At 55.1% G+C, this 20,977-nt stretch carries 13 protein-coding genes; 6 read left to right on the plus strand and 7 right to left on the minus strand.

Annotation, left to right across the window (positions count from 1 at the left end):
- Positions 1–267 precede the first annotated feature (267 nt).
- From CHH67_RS06585 to CHH67_RS06595, 3 genes are all read left to right on the plus strand, one after another.
- Positions 268–6,594: a 5'-nucleotidase C-terminal domain-containing protein gene (locus tag CHH67_RS06585; protein WP_244908110.1), complete on the plus strand. Its 6,327-nt coding sequence runs from the start codon at positions 268–270 to the stop codon at positions 6,592–6,594.
- A 139-nt stretch (positions 6,595–6,733) separates the two neighbouring features.
- Positions 6,734–7,225 carry an RNA polymerase sigma factor gene (locus tag CHH67_RS06590; RefSeq protein ID WP_095264284.1) on the plus strand — a complete coding sequence of 164 codons (492 nt, stop codon included), beginning with the start codon at positions 6,734–6,736 and terminating at the stop codon, positions 7,223–7,225.
- Entirely contained in the window at positions 7,222–8,202 is a 981-nt protein-coding gene (locus tag CHH67_RS06595; protein ID WP_095264285.1) for a hypothetical protein, read from the plus strand. The genes CHH67_RS06590 and CHH67_RS06595 overlap by 4 nt, the downstream gene beginning before the upstream one ends.
- 120 nt (positions 8,203–8,322) lie before the next feature.
- On the opposite strand, the gene CHH67_RS06600 is transcribed toward CHH67_RS06595, so the two are convergent.
- From CHH67_RS06600 to CHH67_RS06620, 5 genes are all read right to left on the minus strand, one after another.
- Positions 8,323–10,245 carry a beta-N-acetylhexosaminidase gene (locus tag CHH67_RS06600; protein ID WP_095264286.1) on the minus strand — a complete coding sequence of 641 codons (1,923 nt, stop codon included), beginning with the start codon at positions 10,243–10,245 and terminating at the stop codon, positions 8,323–8,325.
- Between the two features lie 340 nt (positions 10,246–10,585).
- Positions 10,586–11,374: a PHP domain-containing protein gene (locus CHH67_RS06605; RefSeq protein WP_095264287.1), complete on the minus strand. Its 789-nt coding sequence runs from the start codon at positions 11,372–11,374 to the stop codon at positions 10,586–10,588.
- A gap of 55 nt (positions 11,375–11,429) precedes the next feature.
- On the minus strand, positions 11,430–12,248 hold the full coding sequence (locus tag CHH67_RS06610; RefSeq protein WP_095264288.1) for an energy-coupling factor transporter transmembrane component T family protein: 819 nt from the start codon (positions 12,246–12,248) through the stop codon (positions 11,430–11,432).
- On the minus strand, positions 12,223–14,181 hold the full coding sequence (locus CHH67_RS06615; RefSeq protein WP_095264289.1) for an ABC transporter ATP-binding protein: 1,959 nt from the start codon (positions 14,179–14,181) through the stop codon (positions 12,223–12,225). The genes CHH67_RS06610 and CHH67_RS06615 overlap by 26 nt, the downstream gene beginning before the upstream one ends.
- Positions 14,174–15,055, minus strand: a complete 882-nt coding sequence (locus CHH67_RS06620) for a DUF8171 family membrane protein (RefSeq protein ID WP_095264290.1) — start codon at positions 15,053–15,055, stop codon at positions 14,174–14,176. The genes CHH67_RS06615 and CHH67_RS06620 overlap by 8 nt, the downstream gene beginning before the upstream one ends.
- A 195-nt stretch (positions 15,056–15,250) precedes the next feature.
- On the opposite strand from CHH67_RS06620, the gene CHH67_RS06625 reads away from it, so the two are divergent.
- Both CHH67_RS06625 and CHH67_RS06630 read left to right on the plus strand, forming a co-directional pair.
- Positions 15,251–16,093 (plus strand): MurR/RpiR family transcriptional regulator, encoded by an 843-nt coding sequence (locus tag CHH67_RS06625; protein ID WP_095264291.1) that lies wholly within the window; start codon positions 15,251–15,253, stop codon positions 16,091–16,093.
- A gap of 196 nt (positions 16,094–16,289) precedes the next feature.
- On the plus strand, positions 16,290–17,675 hold the full coding sequence (locus CHH67_RS06630) for an MATE family efflux transporter (protein ID WP_095264292.1): 1,386 nt from the start codon (positions 16,290–16,292) through the stop codon (positions 17,673–17,675).
- Positions 17,676–17,835: 160 nt separating this feature from the next.
- Here the strand turns inward: CHH67_RS06630 and CHH67_RS06635 are convergent, their stop codons facing one another.
- Positions 17,836–19,185: a sodium-dependent transporter gene (locus CHH67_RS06635; protein WP_095264293.1), complete on the minus strand. Its 1,350-nt coding sequence runs from the start codon at positions 19,183–19,185 to the stop codon at positions 17,836–17,838.
- Between the two features lie 252 nt (positions 19,186–19,437).
- Here CHH67_RS06635 and CHH67_RS06640 point away from each other — a divergent pair, with 252 nt between their 5' ends.
- Complete coding sequence (locus tag CHH67_RS06640; protein ID WP_095264407.1) at positions 19,438–20,391, plus strand: sigma-70 family RNA polymerase sigma factor; 954 nt, start codon at positions 19,438–19,440, stop codon at positions 20,389–20,391.
- On the opposite strand, the gene CHH67_RS06645 is transcribed toward CHH67_RS06640, so the two are convergent.
- On the minus strand, positions 20,360–20,806 hold the full coding sequence (locus CHH67_RS06645; protein ID WP_095264294.1) for a carboxymuconolactone decarboxylase family protein: 447 nt from the start codon (positions 20,804–20,806) through the stop codon (positions 20,360–20,362). The genes CHH67_RS06640 and CHH67_RS06645 overlap by 32 nt on opposite strands.
- Positions 20,807–20,977: the final 171 nt, after the last annotated feature.

Below are 20,977 nucleotides of genomic sequence, written 5' to 3' on the forward strand. Positions count from 1 at the left end.
TAGCATGATAGATAGGGATGTGCTGATCTGAGATAGAGATCGCGCTCTCCTTCACATGACAGCCTCTGAGTGGTCAGTCCCGTAAGATCGGGCTCTGATCTGCTCAGAGGTTTTTTTACATAAAACCCCCTTTGGATTAGCTCTCTCAAAACAATTCTGGTATATATAGTTAATGAGTGCAGAATTTAATAGAAAAGGAGAGTGAAAGTTAAGATGTTGTCGGGGTTGCATAGGTGCAAACAGCTAGGAAGTGTGTTTCTTGCCATCATGTTGGTTGTCACGATGATTCTTCCTTCCGGCTTTGTCCGGCTTGCGGAGGCTTCTCCGAGCAATGACCAGGTTGTGATCAGCCAGGTCTATGGCGGGGGTGGCAACAGTGGCGCGGTGTATACGCATGATTTTATCGAGCTCTATAATCCTACGAACTCCTATGTTGACCTTGCAGGCTGGAAGGTGCGCTATGCTAGTGCAACGGGCACGTTCAACAACGTGACGGAGCTGAGCGGCAGACTCGGACCTCACCAGTATTATTTAATTCAGCAGAGAGGGGGACAATCAGGGAACGGGAATGCTTTACCGGCAGCTGATCTGACCGGAAACATCGATCTGAGCGGGACGAATGGCAAGGTCGATTTGGTGGATGCCACTGGGGCGGTCGTTGATTTTGTAGGGTATGGCAGTACGGCATCGGCAGCCGAGGGTCAGCCGACGCGTTCGCTGTCAAATGCAACCGCAGCCATCCGCAAGGAGATGCCTGGAGGTCCGGCAGGCAATCGGGGGCTGGATACGGATAACAATGCGAATGATTTCACCGTCACAGCGCCGGATCCGCGCAATACGGCCTTCACAGGCGCTCCGGAGCAACCGGGGAATCAGCTTGGGGAAGTAACGGCCGCGCCGGAGCCGAATGCTTGGCCTGCCGGAACGGCCATTACGCTGGCGCCGCCTGTCGTCGGGGCTTCCGTCTATGCGGACGTGTACGCTTCGGGCACGAACAACGGTTCAGGGTTTCGTCTGATCGATGGGCCGATTGAACTGCAGGAGCCGATTCGTATCGAAGCCTATGCTGCCATGGAAGGCCTTGATAACGGACCGACCGTTTCGTTTGTGTATGATATTTTGTCTCCGGTTCCGGTAGCCGAAGCCCGCACGAAGGAACGATCGGAGCATGCATGGACTGAAGGAATCATTACGCATATTGAGGGCAGAGAGATTTACATTCAGGATGATACGGCCGGCATCGTGCTCTATGACTATCCGCTGGATGCGAGCGTGGGCGATAGGGTCAGTGCGGCCGGTGTCATGGATATCTACAACAACCTTCAGGAGCTGAAGCCGCATCCGCTGCTGCCTTATGAGGTGACGGAGAGGAATGCGGGTGTGCCGCAGCCGATCCGCATCAGCGGAGCTGATCTGGCACCGGATCAAGGGGAGGCATACGAAGCAAGGCTTGTCTATATGGAGGATGTGGCTATTACGGCCCAGAATCGGCCGGGCGAGTATACGGCGGTTCAGGATGGCCATGAATTTATCATTTACTCAAGCCTGCCAAAGCTTGAAGTCGGCAAAGTGTTCAGCCGCGTTACCGGCGTAGTCAAGCAGTACAGAGATATCTATGAGCTGATTCCGCTGAATGAGGCTTCCCTGGTGGAGGAGCGGCTGTCCGTCATCGCCAGCCCAGGCCCGGGGCCGATCGTGCCGGGAGAAAAGGTGACCTTGACGACGCCTGCCGAAGGGGGCAGCATCTATTACACGACGGACGGCACGGAACCTACGGTATCCAGTGCGTTGTACAGCACCCCGATCCCGATTGACCGGGATATCACGATCAAAGCGATTGTGGTTGCGGGTGGGGAGCAGAGCCGGGTATTTGCGTTTGACTACCGGGCCGCCCTGCAGCCGCGGATCGGAGATATCCAGGGTGAGACGCACGTTTCACCATACAACGGACAGACGGTTCAAGACATTGAGGGGGTCGTAACTCAGTACGGATATACGTTTTCTAACGGCAATGATAAAGGTTTCTATATTCAGGACCCTGAGCCGGATGACAATCCGAGAACATCGGATGCCATATTCGTCTACGCTCCGAATGCCACGTTGCCGGATATCGGCGAGACCGTGTCCGTGACGGGCAGAGTCTCGGAATATAACGAGGGCAGTGCCAGCAATCTGACCACCACGCAGATCGAGCTTCAACGCTACGAGCGTCTGGGGCCGGCTGACGCGCTGCCGGAGCCGGTTACGCTGGGCAAGGAAGGGCTGCCGCTCCAGGCAGCAATCATTGATAATGACAGCTTCGCTGAATTCGATCCGGAGGAAGACGCGATCGACTTCTATGAGTCGCTGGAGGGCATGCGGGTTCGACTGCCGCAGCCGACAATTATTAGTCCTTACTGGACCAGCGCCGGAACGTATAACATTCCGGTTCGCGTGGAGAACGATGTGGAGGATGTACTGACGCCGCCGGGCGGGCTTGTGCTGAAGGAACAAGGCAATCTCAACCCGCAGCGCCTGTTGATTGCGTACGGGAATCCGGGCGAGGAAGTCGGTACAGGGGACGTGTTCACCGAGGATGTGATCGGTGTCATCGGATACAACAGCGGCAACTTCAAGGTGATTCCGCCCAAGGACGGTTTGCCGAGCCTGATCAGCAGCCCGTTCGAGCAGGAAGTATCCACGATCCGGGCCGGCGAGGATCAGTTGACGGTGGCGACGTACAATATTGAGAATTTCTATCCGGGTGTCGGTGCTGCCAAGATCAACAAGCTGGCCGAATCGATTGCAGACCATCTGAAATCCCCGGATATTATTGGCCTGGTCGAAGTGCAGGACAATAACGGCGAGCGCAATGACGGCACGACCGCTGCAGATCACAGCTATCAGGTTCTCGTCGATGCCATTGAAGCAGCCGGGGGACCTGTATACAGCTATACCGATGTCGAGCCGGTGAACAACAGCGACGGCGGCGCGCCGGGAGCGAATATCCGGGTAGGGTTCCTCTATAATCCGGAGCGGGTGAAGCTGGCGGATAGCGTGCATCAGCGCAAGGGCTCGTCCACCGAAGCGACGCAGTATGATGCGTCCGTGGATCAGCTTACCTACAATCCGGGCCGGATCGATCCGCTGAACCCGGCGTTTGCATCCTCCCGCAAGCCGCTGGCGGCCCAGTTCGAATTCCGGGGCGAGAAGGTGATTGTGATTGTCAATCACTTCAACTCCAAGTCGGGGGATCAGGGGCCTTTCGGGGCTGCCCAGCCGCCTGCGCTGTCAAGTGAATTGCAGCGTCATCAAATCGCGGCGGTTGTGAACGGATTTGTGAAGGAGGTTGTGTCGGGCAATCCGGAGGCCAACGTGGTTGTGCTAGGCGATTTGAATGATTTCCAATTCACGGAAACCGCAGCGATCCTCAAAGGCAGCGAGCTGGACAATCTGATTGAGAAGCTGCCGATCGGAGAGCAGTACACGTATACCTATGACGGCAATTCGCAGGTGCTCGATCATATTCTGGTCAGCAAAAATTTAACGCGCACCGCCCAGATCGATGTCGTCCATCTGAATGCGGACTTTCCGCCTTCCCGAGGCCGCGTGTCAGACCATGATCCGGTCGTTGCCGCGATTGATCTTGGAGGAAGCGCCGAGGGCGGCTTCCCGCTGACGATTCTGCATACCAATGATACGCATGCGAATCTGGATACCACAAGCTCGCCGGACAACATTGCGCGCCGGGTGACCGCGATCAAGGAAGCGCGGGCAGCTTCGGTGAACCCGCTGCTTGTGGACGCCGGGGATGTGTTCTCGGGTACGCTCTATTTTAATAAATATTCGGGATTGGCTGATCTGGAGTTCATGAATCTTGTAGGTTACGATGCGATGACCTTCGGCAACCACGAGTTTGATAAAGGATCCGAGGTATTGCGTGATTATATCGAGCAGGCACAGTTTCCATTTGTCTCTTCGAACGTGGACTTCTCGGCCGATCCGGTGCTCAGCTCCAAATTCAAGGATGAGGTGACGCGCGATGCACAGGCGGGTTCTGTATATCCGGCGATCATCATGGATATGGACGGGGAGCAGGTGGGCCTGATTGGACTGACGACAGAGGATACAGCGAGCATCTCCTCTCCGGGCCTTGTTACGTTTGAGGATGCGGTAGCGAAAACGCGGGATACGGTAGCGATGCTGCAACGCGAAGGGATTAACAAAATCATCGTGCTTTCCCATCTCGGCTATGACGCTGACGCCAATCTGGCGCGAGAGGTCGAAGGCATCGACATTATCGTAGGCGGTCACAGCCATACGAAGCTGGATGAGCCTGTCCTGGATCGCTCGGACAGCGAGCCGAAGCTGATTGTGCAGGCCGGGGAGAAGGGGCAGTACCTCGGCCGGCTTGAAGTGGTATTTGATGAGGAGGGTGTGCTTAAGGAGTGGGACGGACGCCTCATCTCGGTCGATGAGAAGGACGGCCATGACCAGTATGTCATTGCCCCTGACCCGGAGGCGCTTCACCTACTTAATACCAAATACAAACCGGGCGTTGAGGAGCTGAAAGGAACACAGGTCGGACGGACGCAGGTGCTGCTGAACGGCGAGCGTGCCGATGTGCGCACCAAGGAGACGAACCTTGGCAACTTGATTGCCGACGGAATGCTGGATGCGGCGAGGGCGGCTGGTACGGGTGCTGTAATGGCCTTGCAGAACAGCGGGGGCATCCGCGCGTCGATTGAAGCCGGGCCGATCACGATGGGGGACGTGCTGACGGTGCTGCCGTTTAATAACGATCTCGTGACGATGACGCTGACCGGTCAGGAGATCAAGGAGGCGCTGGAGAACGGCGTCTCCCGCATCCCGAGTGCTGATGGGCGCTTCCCGCATGTCTCGGGCATGAGATTCATCTATGATTCCACGAAGCCGGCAGGCGAGCGCGTGCTGCGGATGGAGGTAAGGGGAGCGGACGGCTATGAGCCGATCGATCTGAGTCAGTCGTATGTGATGGCGACCAACGTCTTTACTGCCCAGGGCGGAGACTTCTATGAGTCGTTGAAGCAGGCTTATCTCGAAGGCCGTGTGAATCTGTTGTATTTGCCGGACTATGAGGTTTTCTCCAATTATATTGAAAAAGTAGGCACGATCACAGCCGACACCGCTGCGGTTGAGGGGCGGATCACCGATCTGAAGGGAGCGCCGCTGCCAGAGGTTCCGGGGCCTGGAACGCCTGGAGGGCCGGGAGCACCCGGAACCCCTGGTTCACCAGGCACACCAGGCACACCAGGCACACCGGGCTCCCCTGGTACCCCTGGAGCTCCTGGGCCAGGGACGCCGCCAGTGCCTGGACCTGCACCGGGTACGCCGGGCACGGGTACACCTGCCGCTCCGGGCACGGTCCGGCTTGAAGTGCAAGCAGTAAATGGCGAGGCAGCAGCCACCGTTACCGAAGCTGCGATGCAGCAAGCGTTGAAAGAGCCGCATAACGGAACCGTGAGGATTGAGGTGACAAGCCCAGGCAGCCAGCTGCTCACCTCTGCAGCGGTTACGATCAGCAGCGGGGCCTTGCAAGCATGGCTTGCCCAGGCTGGGGCCGATGTACTGGCGATTGTGACGCCATATGCCAGCTATGAGCTTCCTAAGAAGGAGATTCATCTCCCGTCGTTAGCACAGAAGCTGGGCTCGGAGGGGGGCGGTCTTGCGCTTGTGTTCACCCTTGCGCTGAACCAAGATGCGCTAGAGTCAGCAGCAGCGCGTGGCTACAGTGGGCTTCAGGCAGTTGATTATACCGTAGCACTCCGGACCGCGGACGAGAGCGTCATGCTGGAATCGTTCGATTCCTACGTGAAGCGGACGATGAAGGCAGGGCGGCCTTACTCTGCCTCAAGCCTTGCTGTCGTGCGGATCGATGGTGATGAGGGGACGAGCGCTGCTTATACCCCCGTTCCATTTATGACTGAAGGAGATGCCATTGTAATCTACAGCAAGACCAATAGCACCTATCTGGCGCTTCACAATCCGGTAACCTTTGAAGATATCGCGACGCATTGGTCCAGAGGGGACGTCGAGTCGCTTGCAGCCAAACGCATTGTAACCGGACGTACGGCAACCCGATATGCTCCTGACGATGAGGTCACCCGTGCGGAATTCGCAGCACTGCTGACACGGGCATTGGGGCTGGCTGGACATCCGAGCGGTCAGGGCGCAGGTCAGGGACAGGTGCCAGGACAGGGAGCTGTCTTCAAGGATGTCGCTGCATCCGACTGGCATGCCGGGTATATCGAAGCGGCGGTCAGAGCGGGCATTGTCAGTGGATATGCTGACGGCACTTTCCGGCCGAATCAGACGATTACTCGGGAAGAGATGGTGCTCATGGTGTTCAAGGCATTGGAGGCGACCGGATATGAGGCAAGCGGAGGTTCCTCCCTGCGCTTTGCCGATCAGGAACGGATCGGTGCCTGGGCAGCAGAAGCAGTACAGCATTTAGTCAGCATGGGGATTATGAACGGAGACGAGCGGAATCGATTGATGCCTAAGTCCAGCAGTACCCGTGCGGAGAGCGCGGCTGTGCTGAATCGCATGATCGGGAAGCTGACGTATTCGAAATAGGGTTTGGATCGAAGCAGCAGTCTTGGCCTGAGATGATCTCGGGTCGGGGCTGTTTTTTTTATCTAATGAAAAAAATAGCAACCAAATGTGACCAATACACGTCCAGCATTGTGTTATAGGTAAAAGGAGGCACAACACGATGCAAAGCGATTCGCTCCGGCCGGGCGGAGATATTGGCGAGATTTACGAATTGTATGGAAGCATGCTTTTCAAAATCGCGATGATTCATCTTGGGAATAAGCAGGATGTGGAGGAAGCGCTCCAGGAAACCTTCTTCAAGCTGATAGATAAAGCGCCGCATTTCAATGACAGCGAGCACCAGAAGGCGTGGCTGATCCGCGTCCTTACGAATCAATGCAAAAATATGCGCGGCAGCCTGTGGCGAAAGCGGGTGACGAGGCTGGATGATGTGCAGGCGTATTTTGCGGAGCCTTCTGACCGGGCGCTCATCGATGAGGTGATGAGTCTGCCTTTTAAATATAAGACGGTGATTCACCTGTATTACTATGAAGGTTATTCGGTGAAGCAAATCGCCCATATATTGCAGATCGGCGAATCTGCGGTCAAAATGCGGCTTGCGCGGGGCAGGGAGCTGTTGCGAATGGAACTGGAAGGGGAGAATGAGGCATGAACAGGAATGCGTACAAAAAATTGATGGATCATATAGAACCGGATGAAGGAGTGAAGAAACGGATGATGGAACGAATGAATAAAGGAAAAGTGCAGTCGACAAGATGGAGCCGCAGGGCGGTCGCGATGGTCAGCCTGGCAGCGGTATTGGGCCTCGGTGCGGTTGTCACGTTCACGTGGGAGCGCGGTGCAGACGATCAGGCGCTTACCGCCGTTAAGCCCGAAGGGACCGGGCAGCACGGTTCGACTAATCCATCTGAGGTGGCGACAGAGCCAGTAACCATCCCGCAGGTTGAGTTGCCTGGGGACAGCGGGATTCAAGCGAACATGATCGGGCTTGTGGTGTACCAAGGGAATATCTACACTCAGTCGAGTACACGCATTACACCGGAGGCAGCTGAGCAGCTGCTCGGAGATAAGCTCGGCAGATCCAAGGCGGGCATTACGGAGTGGAGTGATGCTTCGGATTATACCGAATTGGCTTCTACGATTGGCGAGACCGATATTTACGCTGTCAAAGGCTACGATACCGATTTCCGTATTATGTCATACCAGGTCATTGACGGTCAGGTCTATGCCGAGTTCTACGACCACCTGAATGGCATTACGATTGCAACAGGGGAAGACTTGATCGGGAAGCTGAATGTTAAGGATCGGATTCAGACCGCACAATGGCAGAGCTTTGACAGCTGGAACATGGGCGAGAACCGCCTGCAGGCGGTTCAGGCGGCAGATGCCCTCTCATCTTTCGTGACCGCGCTGCATACAGCCAGTCCGGTGGCGGAAGAGGCGCTGGGAGAGGAGCCGTATGCGAGCAGCGAGCAGAAGTTTCTGTATTTGAAACTGGAGGATGAGACAGAGGTAGAGCTGCGCTTGTTCAAGCTGGGGAGCGGGAACTATGCCAAATACGGCCTTACCCCTGTTTTCCTTCAGGTGGAGGATGCCGTCTTTAATGCGCTGTGGGACAGCATGGAATAGTGTCTTTATATAGAGATAGCCCAACCTGACAAGTTCAGGTTGGGTACTCTGCATGGAGAACAGGCCTAGGTCTCAAGGCATGAACACTAACAGAAGCTGACTCTGTTAGAATGATGAAGCTTAAAAAGGATTCAGCACATGATAAAACACGTTTGGCGATGCCATCCGGTAATAATGGCTGCACCAGCCGACACCTTTATGGTTCCAACGATTGGTGGTGCTGTAGACGAGCCGTTCCTGCTCCAGCTCCTCGATGCGAGGAATACGTCCTTCGGCGTAATCGAGGATGCGCATTGCGGCCGTATCGAGCCGGGTCAGCACGCCGCCATAGCGAATATCGATCACTTCCCAACCGAACGGCTTGAACATGCGAAGCCACTGTGTCCGGTGGGCGAGGCGAAGCTCCGTGACGGCCGCAGCAATGGCGGGCAGCTCCACTTCAGCGATATGCCGAAGAGTGGCATGGTCTTGCGTGTCATAAGCCTGCTTGAGCCGGATGCCGATTTCGCTTTTGCGCTTCAGCACAGCGCTCAGCTTCTCCGGCATTTCGAACAGATAATCCAGTGCCGCATTCTTGTCTCGCTTGTTCTGAATAGCCAGCTCCAGCTTGGCGTAGTGGTCGTTTAGCGCCAGCCCCTCGATCTGCTTGTCGAACAGACCGAGAAGCACATCCTGGTACAGCAAGAACTTGGACGGATTGCTCTGCTTGGCGTTGTTCGGCTCTTGCCCCGGAATCTCGTCCAGATCCTTGAGCAGCAGGAAAGCTTCCATCTCCACGCCAGTGCACAGCTTCACCCGCTGCGCAAGCTGCGCCTGACTCGGCGTCCCCTCTGTGTAGGCATGCTCTGCGTACAGCTGGAGACCGAGGAGGGCTGCAAACGGGTTGCCCTCGTTGCCGTCGTCTCCCCACATGGTGGCGTATACTTCACGAATGCCTTCCTCCTTGCACACTTGGAGGGCCACATCCGAGGCGTTCAAGGATAGACCGTAGTTCACGCCGAACGTATTAAATATCCATACGGCGCCCGCGAACACGAGGTTGCAGCCCAGCGGGCGATGATTGGCGATGACCTTCGTATAGTCCTCAGGCTCGGTATGGGTGTAATCCCAATACACCATGTCGACATCCTTCGGGATTCGACGAGCCATATCCTCCGGGATCGTCGTCTCTTTATCGTAATAATCATCGCCCTTGCCGGAGGCAAGCTTCAGGAACATGTCGCTCCACATCATCGGTTTCAACCCGCGGGCGCGCACTGCCGCCAGCACGTTGTCCAGATGCGAGACCATAATGTCAAAGCGGTCCTGGTACCCGTTCAGATCCAGGTATTTTCCGCGCCCAAGCTCTTCGGCTTCGTCCATGCCGATATGGATTTTGCGGCTGCGAAACGGTGCGGTAGCCGACTCGATCATTTTCTCGATCAGCTTGTCTGTCTGCTCGCTGCCAACCAGCAGCGCCCCCTTGGTATCGCGGTAGGACTTCACAGGCTCCCACTTCAGGAATTCCTCCAAATGAGCAAGCGTCTGGATGCTCGGGAATGCTTCAATGCCGAAGCTGTCGGCATAATCATCGATTTCTTTAAGCTCCTCCTCGGTGTAACGGCCCCGCATATAACCGAAGTACGGTTCTCCTTCGATTTCATACGTGTCCTCCATATAGAGCATGACCGTGTTCATGCCCATCAGGGCGAGTTTGTTCAGAATGGCCTTGAACCCGTTCACCGTTAATACCGCATTGCGGGACAGATCGAACATCGGACCGATTTGATCGAACTGCTGCTTCTCCAGGACGCGGAAATCATCGCCGGTACGAAGATGCTGGACCAGCAGCCCAAGCCCCCTGAAAAACTGATGTTTTTTGCTAAACCTGATCATGCCTTGTCCGCGCTCATAACTGACCTCGAGTGCATCGTCCTGGGTATCCAGGGGTCCTTCTACAAGCACCGGGATACCGTCCTCGCTGAATTGTACGTCCAGTTCAGGCAACAGCTGCTGGATCCCTGCTAACAGCTCCTGTATATCCCCTTCGAAACGCAGCTTCATTCCTATCCACATCCTTTATCGATCATCAAAACGTTATATCATTATAATGTTTAATCTTATTGCAATCCGATGGGGAAAGCAACCTCACTTTTCACTTTTAACTTGAATAATTAAGGGAGCGTATTGTCGAAAAATAGTGTCGGTGCGAAAGGAGGGGACGTATGCGGAAATATGTCACAGCCCAGCGGGATATAACACGAAAGTCAATAGGCAGCTATGCAGCTGCCTATTGACGTAGCACCGGCCCCGTCCGTGTGGAGGATCGGGGCCAGTGCCGGGCAGATGGCGCTTTGCTGACGCAAGCTCCAGCAGACAAGGGTGAATTGTCAGCGCACGGAAGTCAGCTGGAGCTCATGCCGGTGGAAAGTGCTTGCTCCAGCCGGACCATCCGCTTCATCAGCTTTTTCAGCATGACGGAGGCTTTTACTTTGATCTCGAGATCATTCGAAACATGAAGCTTGTATTTCCCTTGCAGGATAGCCTCCTTAAGCTCAACCGCCGATTCGCATGGGGTATCCAGCTCGTTGAAGATGCTGCCGAATTGCAGGCATTGATGCGTATCGCTGCCAGCGGTGACCGGCTTGCCCAGCTCGGAAGCAAAGCGCTGTACCTGTTCCTGATTGCTGTCGCAGCCGTACTGGTACATATCTTTGGCATTGAGATCAAAGGCGTCCAGCCGTGCCAATTGACGTGGGCTGAGATGATGCAGCGGCGTGCTATCACGGAATGGATGTGCACCGATCTTGAGCAAAGGATACGCTTCAGCGATATCCATCAGCTGATCAAAGGGGATAAAGGCGCCCTTATCGGTATACCCGTCAAGCTTACGGCGCACCTCAAGAATGGACCACTTGCTGCCGATCAGCAGAATATGCCCGTTCTCTAATATATCCACCTCCATCCCGGGGAAAATCTTCAGCCCATACGCCTCATAATAGTCCCCTTGGTACGGAAACAGGCGATCCAGCTCCGAATACACCTCGTAGAAGTTGCGGGTATTAAAATGCTCGGTCAGCGCCAGCGCGTCCAGCCCGCTATCTTTGGCCTCACGCAGCATCTCCTCATAATATTCCGGCGAAAAGTCAGACGCCTTCGACAACTTGGCATGGGTATGCAGGTCAATTTTCATAGGTTCAACACTCCTTCATCATCTATAGGTTGCCGGAGCAGGTGACGCCTGCGGTTTACAGTCTGCCGCTGATCCAGAATAATAACGATACATAGACAGCCGATCCGGACAGAAACATAATATCGCGGGTCGATACTTTCAGATGGGCCAGTTTCAGTTTTTTGGCCGCCGGATTCTTCATGCCGTAGGAGAAGCCTCTCGTTTCCAAAGCCTCCACTGTCGTTCGGGATCGCTTGGCAGTTGCAAGCATAAGCGGGAAGAAGGACAACACCAGCAGTTTTAAATAATACGCTGCCATTCTCCAATACATGACTCCGGGTTCCTCCGGTGCTTTGCCCCGGAGCCGGTAGGAGAGCAGGACATTCCGGAATTCCTCGAACAGCACCGGAAGTATGCGATAACCGTAAGACAGGCTGAATGAGAAGGCGGCGGGCATGCCTAGGGCGAGCAGACCGTCGCTTATCTTCTCAGGGTCCATGCCAGAGAAGACCGTGATGCTTGCCAGGGAAACAACGGACAGCTTTAAAGTCAGCTTCAGCAGCGGCAGCGCAGAGCTGATATCTCCGCCGAAGAAGAGCGACAGAATAAACAGCCATCCGACCTGCCCGATAAGCCCAAGGCACAAGACCAGGATAATAAACGGGGTAACCCGCGACAAAATGGTGGTGACCACCATCATCAGGAACATGCCTGCGAGAACGGTCAGATTCGAAATGAACCACGGCACAATCGCAAAGAACAGATACCATATCAACAGACAGCGAGGATCAAGCCGGGACAGGGACGCGTGCCCGCTGCCATAGGCGGTATTCATCAGCTCCAGCTGAATCCGTTCGATCGTGATTTTGTTAAGCCAGCTGCGGACAAGCTGCATGATGCGGCACCTCCTTTCCAGTCAATATGGCATGGACGAGCTGTGCGAACTCGGCAGGCGTGCTGCCCGTCAGATGAAGATCCAGCCGGGAGGCTGTGTCCATGATCTGAGTGGGTGCCAGTCCTGCGCGGCTGATCAGATGATGATCGGCAAAAATGTCGGCGGCGGAGCCGTCTCCGGCAACTGTACCGTCGGTGAGCACGATGACCCGAGTGGCCCACTGCTGGACGAGCTGCATATCATGGGTGGCGATGACGACCGTCCGCACGAATCCCTCCAGATCCTGCAGGGTGCCAAGCAATTCTTCACGGGTCGCCAAATCGAGATTGGCTGTCGGTTCGTCCAGCAAAATGAGATGGGGCAGCACCGCTGCACCGATCGCAAGGGAGACTCGGCGCTGTTGCCCGCCGCTGAGAAGCCGCGCATCCCGGTCTTTCAGGGACTCCAGCCGGAAGCTTTCGAGCATCTGGCTGATCCGCTGCTCGGCATCGGGATAGGCTCTGCTCTTGAGGCAGTGCGCCACCTCTTTATAGACATTGTCCTCGATGAACATATCCTCCGGGTTCTGGAACACATACGACACATGAGAGGACAGCTGCTCGATGGACTGGTGCTTCGTATCTTCGCCCATGACCTCTACCGCGCCAGCTGAAGGCTTGGCAATCCCGGCAATAAGCCGCAAGAGGGAGGATTTCCCCGCACCGTTGTTCCCGACAAGCGCAATGCGCTCCCCTTCATACAAGCTCAGGTTGATTCCGCGCAGCACTTCACGCTCGGCCCGGCGAATCGTCCGGTAGCTTAGACGGGCCTGCTTGAATTCAACAATAGGACGGGCTTGGGCATCCTCCGGCCCGCTTTCAGTCAATCTGCTGCCAGGGCGGGAATGTCCCCCGCTTGCTTCGGAGGAGCTATGAGCCCCCGGCAGATCGGCACGCCCGCCCAGCATGCCGCTGAAGTAAGCGACCGCTTCATCGGTCGTGACGGGATAGCGGACCTCATCTTGGCCAAGGCGCGGGGCGTTATCGGGATGAAGCCCAGGCATGCATTTGGCGGATTCCGGAGGACTCGATAAGCCTCGTCCGTCCGCATCCTCCGGCCAATCCTGCTGGTCGTGAGAAGCAGCCCCATTCTCCTTCCGCAGCAGCGAGGAGAGATGGACAGCGGCCTGCGTTACTTCCGGCGGCTGGATGGACAGCCGCGCGAGATCGTCCAGGCGGTTCAGCCCATCGGCAACGGGCAGCTGCCAGAGCACCTGCCCGTTCTCCATCAAGCATACTTCCTTGCAGTAGTCGGCAATGAACTCGGTATGATGCTCGATGACGATAACTGTTTTGCCATAGTGCTCGTTCAGGCTCCGCAGCACCTCGTACACCTGGCGCGCATGCTGCGGGTCCAGCTGGGACACCGGCTCATCCACGACAAGGATGTCGGGCGACAGGGACAGCGCTCCGGCGAGGGCGAGCAGATGCTTCTGACCGCCGCTCAGCTCCCAGATGTAACGATCCTGCAGGTGAGTCAGCCCGCACATCTCAAGCGCCTGCAGGCCCATCACGCGGTAATCGGGCAGCCCGTAATTGAGCGGGGCGAACATGGCTTCATCCAGCACCGTCGGACGCACCAGCTGATTGTCAAAGTCCTGATAGACGTATCCGACCATGCGGGACAGCTCTGCTACATTTTGGGTGTTTGCAGGCTGCCCGCAGATTTCTACTTCCCCGGAGAAATCGCCGACATAATAGTGGGGGATTAACCCGTTAAACAGTTTGCAGAGGGTGGACTTGCCACAGCCGTTGCCGCCAATGATCGCAGTGAAGCTCCCGCGTTCAATCGCAAGGGATGCTCCCTTCAGCACCGGCTCCTCCGAGCCGGGGTACACAAAGGTCACATCTGTTAAACGAACAGCCAGATCCGATTCCGTAGCTGTGTTATGCATGCGGCGCATCTCCGGAGTTGCGGCTGCGTTTCTCGGCACGGGCGCGCATGATGATGATGGTAATGGCAGCAATAACAGCCGCTGCGGCAAGGCTAAGCCAGATCGCGCCAACCCCGAAGCGGTCCTCGAATCCGCTATCCCATTCGCCGAAGTTCCAGTCGGTCTCGGACAGCGACTCCGCAACAAAGGCGACGACAGCCAGGACGATCCCGGTGATAACAACTTTCGGTGTGATCACACCTGCGGACTCGTATTTGGTAGATTTTACACGTGGTTTGATCCCGAGCAGCGGTTCAATTTTTCCATAGAGTCTCGGAACCAGATATAATGTAGGCAGCAGGGCAAACAGTGTGCCGGAGAACAGCACGTCATTCAGGAAGCTTACGCCCTCCACAATGACGACGCTCGGAGCGAGGCCGGGCACGGCTTCGAATTCCTCGACGCCTATCCACACTTTGCCGATATCGACGAGCGCACTGCACAGCTGGTGAATGATCACGCCGGTCATCGCTGCGATGCCGACTTGTCTGCGGTTAAGCGGGTCTCTGACCATGCGGCCGGCGACATACATGGCGAAGGAGAAGGTAAGGAATTTTTCAAGCTCGCCCAGTCCGCCGAATTGACCGAGCATCAGCTCGCCGAAGATCACTTCGCCGACCGATGCGCCCACCGCAGCGTAGACAGGGTGGAACAGCATGCACAAGGTCAGGGGAATAAAAGCGAAATACTCAACAGACAGCTCAATAGGCCCCAGTTGAAGTGCAGGAATCAGTTCGGTGAACATGTTCGATAAGCCGTACAGGGACATGGACAGGACAAAAATCATCATTTTCTGCGAGGACGTAAGGGTGTACAGATTCGATTGATTAGCCATTTGAGAGAACAGCCTCCTTGAATAGGAATTTGCTCTCAGTATAGAGACCCTTTATTAAAACAGACGCTGGAGTATGTCAACGTTCTGTAATAAATTTTACATTAGGATATAAATGAAATAAAATTTACATATGAAGTATCCTTCTCATTGTCACTTATCAAACCAGAATCTACATTCCAAAGGAGTGCAATTGCTGTGATCAACCTGTTTCCGGATAAATCCGCGCTGTCCCCCAGTCAGCTTAAAATCGCCGATTTTATAGAGCGTTACCCTGAAGAAATGCTGTTTATGACCGAGCAGGAAATTGCGGATCGGCTGGGGATGAGCATCGCTACCGTGTCCCGGTTCTGGCGAGCCGTTGGCTATGACAATGCCAAAGCATTCAAGTTAAAGCTCCGGAACGCTTCGGACATTACGCCGGCACTCAAGCTCGAGAATACGATGTCGCGCATGGATGCGTCGAGTCTGCCGCTTGTCATGCTGGAGCAGGTCATGGAGCACCTGCAGACGACCGCGGAGAAGACCCGGCCGGATGAAGTGGAGCAGGCGGCAGGTATCATCGCCGGCGCGAGAAGGCTGTATGTGTATGCTCCAGGCCCTTCGCTATCGCTCGGCGATCTGATCGCTTACCGGCTGTCCCGCTTTGGCATCTCGGTCCGGATTATGGCTGGCAGCGGCCACGAGCTCCTCGAATCGCTGGTCAATCTGGAGAAGAGGGATGCGGTGCTGGTCTTCAGCTTCACCCGTATGCTGCCTGAAACGGAGGTCATTCTGGACTGTGCCAGCCGAGTCGGCTGCCCGGCGTTGATGATTACGGACCGGGAAGATCTGCGGTACGGTACTTCGGCTGAGGTGTCCTTCTGCGTCAGCCGGGGTGATATGGGCGAATTTCATTCGATGGTAACCCCACTGCTGCTGGTGGAGCAGCTGATCCTCAGCATCGGATTGATGAGCCGCGAAGAGGTGCTGAACAAGCTCGACTATTTGGGCGAGCTGCGGGCCCGGTATGCGGATAAGCTTCCGCGGGGGAAGGTATAGACCTTTATTTGGTCACTAAGGCTCAGAGCGTGAAACCGGAAGGGACAAGCATACAAGCTTGCTTCCTCCGGTTTTTTTATTTTTGCAAGGACGTATTCGCCTATGCATGATCCGGTTATAGGTCTATAATGAAGAGGATTTATCCCCAGATTTCATATGAAAGAAAATATATAACAGAAAAGAATGTGATGATGTTATGCAGCTTCGCTTGCGAGAGCAGAGGAACAGCTTTCTGGAGAAGCATTTGTCCGGAGAGACGATGGATTATCGGCAGATTATGGCTTTGTTCCTGCCCATCCTGATTGATCAGTCATTTATTATCGGTTTGAATCTTGTGAACACCGCGATGATCAGCTCATCGGGGGTGGCCGCGGTCAGCGCCGTGAATATGGTGGATGCGCTGAACATTTTTCTGATCAATGTGTTTGTGGCGGTCGCCACCGGAGGAACCGTGGTGGTGGCCCAGTATAAAGGCAACGGCAATGATCGGATGGTGTCTCGCGCTGCGGCCGGAACCGTCACTTCGGTCACGCTGTTGTCGCTGGCGATCGGTCTTCTGATTATCGGGTTCCACAATCCGATTTTGCAGGTTCTGTTCGGCTCCGCCTCTCCGGATGTGCTGGACAGTGCACGGACCTATTTGCTTGGCAGCAGCATTTCCTTTGTCGGGCTGGCGGTTGTTCAGGCGGTGTGCGCCGCGCTGAGGGGCATCGGCAGGACGCGGGCGTCCCTGGCCTTGTCCCTGATCATGAACCTGCTGTACGTGCTGCTTAACATCGTATTTATTACGCTGCTCAATATGGGCGTTATCGGTATGACGGTGGCGGTGAACATCGCACGATTTGTCGGTGCGATATGCGCCTTGTACTATCTGTTCCGGATCGATGCCTCACTGCATTTGAGAATTCGGGATCTGGTCCATTTTCCGTTGTCGATGCTGCGTAAGATTATGTTTATCGGCCTGCCGTTTGCTGCGGAGCAGATGTTCTTTAACGGTGGCAAGCTGCTGACACAGGTATTTATCGTCAGTCTCGGCACCTATGCCATCGCAACGAATGCGATCAGCGGCTCACTGGCGATGGTGTTCCAGATTCCAGCCGTGGCGCTTTCCTTGACCGTGGTGACGGTCGTTGGCCAATGCATCGGTCGCGGCCACATCGAGGATGCGCGCAAGTTCATCAAGTCGTTTCTCTGGCTCGGCTCCATTCTGCTGGCTGCCATTGCTTTAATTCTGATGCCGATGTTCAAGCTGCTTGTCGGCCTGTTCGATCCGCCGGCGGAGATTGTGGACGATATTTTTCTGATTCTGCTGATTAACGCCGTAATCCAGGTGCCGCTGTGGCCTATCAGCTTTATTCTGCCATCGGCGCTCCGGGCGGCAGGGGATTCCAAATTCACCTCCATCACGTCCATGTTGACGATGTGGCTGTTCCGGGTGGTGCTCGGGTACGTGCTTGGCATTACGCTGGGCCTCGGCATTCTCGGGGTATGGCTGGCGATGAACTGTGAATGGGGCGTGCGGGGGGCCATCTTCCTGTGGCGCTTCCGGGGCAAGAAGTGGTATGAGCACAAGCTGATATAATGTGACTTACGATAAAGGGAATGGCAATAATGGCTACAATCTGAATATATAGGTGACGCAGGTAATTCCTATGCCGTATTGTTCCGGTTGCAGAGCGCAAAAAAAGGCAGTCTCGAAAAGGTCGATAGAACCTCTTGAGATTGCCTTTTTTTCAGGTGAATTAGAACGAGATCAAACCGGATGTATGCAGCAGCACGAGCAGCATCAGGATCGGTGCAACGTACCGCAGCATGAACAGCCATATGCTGAACCAGCGGGTGGACAATCCGGCTGCCTCGGCAGCCGTTTTCCAGAAGTAGCCGGCAAAGATGGTCGTGATCAGACCTCCAAGCGGAAGCAGAATGTTGGAGGTAATGAAGTCCAGCCAATCAAAGAAATTTTTGCCGCCCATACTGGTAAGTGCCGGAGCGATGCCAAAGGACAATGCCGAAGGGATGCCGACCAGAAGCACCAGGACGCTGATCACCAGCACCGATCTGCCCCGGCCCCATCCGAAGCGGTCCATCACATAGGTGACCGGGACCTCGAACAGGGAAACGGACGAGGTCAGTGCCGCAATTGCCAGCAGGACAAAGAATAGTCCGCCGAAGAATGCGCCCAGAGGCATCGCCGAGAAGGCGGCCGGCAGCGCCATGAAGACAAGAGATGGTCCCGCATCCGACTCAATGCCAAACGAGAAGATGGTCGGGAATATGATCAGCCCGGCGATCAGGGCATAGATCAAGTCGCCTGCCCCGATGGCCAGCGTAGCCGAACCCAAGGACTGACGCTTGTCCACATATGCGCCATAAGTAAGCAGAATCCCCATCCCCAAGGAGAGGGAGAAGAAGGCGTGACCTAGCGCAACCAGGGCGGCTTCAGGACTTAATTTTGAAAAGTCGGGATTCAGGAAGAAGGATACCCCTTCGCCTGCGCCCGGAAGTGTGACCGCGCGAATCATCAGGACGATCAACAGAATGACAAGCCCGGGAATCAGTACTTTGTTGAATCGTTCAATCCCGCCGGAAATGCCTTTGGCTACAACAAACGAGGTGATCAGAATGGCGATAACCTGCCAAATTATCGGCAAATAGCCGCCGACAAAGGTGTTGAATTGCCCGCTGAAATCGGTGTTGTCGTACAGCGTTCCACTGAAGGACAGCACCGCATAATGAAGCGTCCATCCCGCCACGATCACATAGAAGGTCAGGATCAGGAAGGGAGCCAGTACCTGCAGGAAGCCTAGCTTGCCGAAGATTCTCGCACCCCCAGCCTTCACGAACGATGTGGCGGCACTGCCGCGGCCCGCTCGTCCAATGGCCAGTTCTGCCAGCAGGAGCGGCAGTCCCACCAGGATGAGACAGATAATGAAGAGCAGGAAGAAGGCGGCTCCGCCGTTAGCGCCCGTAATATAAGGGAACTTCCACATGTTCCCCAGGCCCACGGAGCTTCCGATCGCGGCCAGTATAAAGCCGGTCGATGAGAAGCGATCGTTCCTCCCGGATGATGGTTTGGATTTGGATAAATTCATGCAATACCTCCCGAATTTTTATACAAGGTGCTTCTATTATATTGCAAGTTTGGGATGAAAGGCATAAAAAAATGATGAAAGCGAACACATGCTCATGACAAACTTGTATAACTGATATCATAAAAGATGATTCCGGTTTTGGTAAAGTGAATTTTAGATGGCATGATTCTCTATTGTCACAATATAGGGCCATGATCTGTCTGAAGAATAGTTGGAGCCATGCATTCAAATTCAAGAACAGGATGGGAGATTCTGATGCTCGATCATATTTATATCACACATAGACCGCTCTTGTTCCATATCGCTTACCGTATGCTGGGGAGTGTGTCAGACGCAGAAGATATCGTTCAGGATGTGTTCTCGCAATATATGCAGATGGATAGAGACGGGATTGTGAATGATAGAGCGTACCTTGCCAAAATGACGACAAACCGCTGTCTCAACCTGCTGAAGTCGGCAAGACGCGTGCGCGAAGCTTATATGGGTCCCTGGCTTCCGGAGCCGCTGCCTGCTGATTTCGGGATGGGCGCGCATGATTTTGCGGAGCGCAGGGAAAACATCGGGTATGCCTATGTTGTGCTCTTGCAGCGTTTAAGTCCGTTGGAGCGGGCTGTATATTTATCCCGGGAGGCTCTGGGATTCGAGTATCGGGATATCGCGGGTATGCTGGACAAGACAGAGGTGAGCTGCAGGAAGATCTTCAGCAGAGCGAGGAACAAGCTGCTGGAAGCTACGGATAACAAGCCGAACCGAACGCGGCGGAAGACAGCACAAGCGACGGAGCAAGAAGAGCAGACACGGATGGCTGATACGCCGACGGAATCACAGGAGCAATTTGTTGAGGCATTTATGAGGGCGTGCGACACAGGGGACTTCAAGCCGCTGTTGTCCCTCCTGCTGGATGAGGTGACACTCCTCTCAGATGGCGGGGGCAAGGTGCGGGCAGCACTCAATCCGATTCGGGGGATTGACCGGGTGCGAGCCTTTTATGAGGGGCTTGCAGCCAAGGGGGTATTCCGCGAAGGATTTGAGGCTGTTTCCATCAATGGGGAGCCGGGAATCGCGAGGCGGGATGATGGCGTGGTCACCATGGTGATCACCACAGAGAGGGAGCCCGAAGGCTCCCGCATACGGACGATTTACATGGTGTTAAACCCGGACAAGCTGCGACAATTTAATCAAAGCAGCCCGGGAACATACCGTTAGCGATAGCGATTCGGTTCCAGGCATTGATCGTGATGATGGCCATGATCAGATGAACATACTGTTTTTCGTCGAAAAACTGACGCACCCTAACATACACTTCATCCGGCACACCAGCCTCGGAGATGGAGGTTACGTACTCGGTCAGCTCCAGCACGGCTCGCTCTTCATCTGAGTAGATCGGCACCTCCCGCCACATGGGCAGGAGCAGCAGCCGGTCCATGCTTTCGCCCAGATTCAACAGGTCCTTGGCGTGCATATCCGCGCAGAAGGAACAGCCGTTCACCTGCGAGGCCCGCAGCTTGATCAATTCGTACAGCTTGTGATCCAGACCGGTGCCCGCAGCGAACTGTTCTAAGCTCAGCAGCGCTTTGAAGGACTCGGGGCTGTGCTTTCGATAATTGATTCGAAGATTCATAGTAATGTCTCCTTTACGGTAAAATGGTGGATGATCACCCATATGACAACCGACAGGAGCGTATTGTGACATGCTAGCGAAAAAAAAGAGCCCCCCAGGAGGCTGAGCGGAACATCCGAGCAGGAAAGCACCGTCAGGTGCGGTCCCGGATACGTTCCTGGTCTCCAAGAG

The organism is Paenibacillus campinasensis (assembly GCF_002272015.1).
Taxonomy (GTDB): domain Bacteria; phylum Bacillota; class Bacilli; order Paenibacillales; family Paenibacillaceae; genus Paenibacillus_AQ; species Paenibacillus_AQ campinasensis.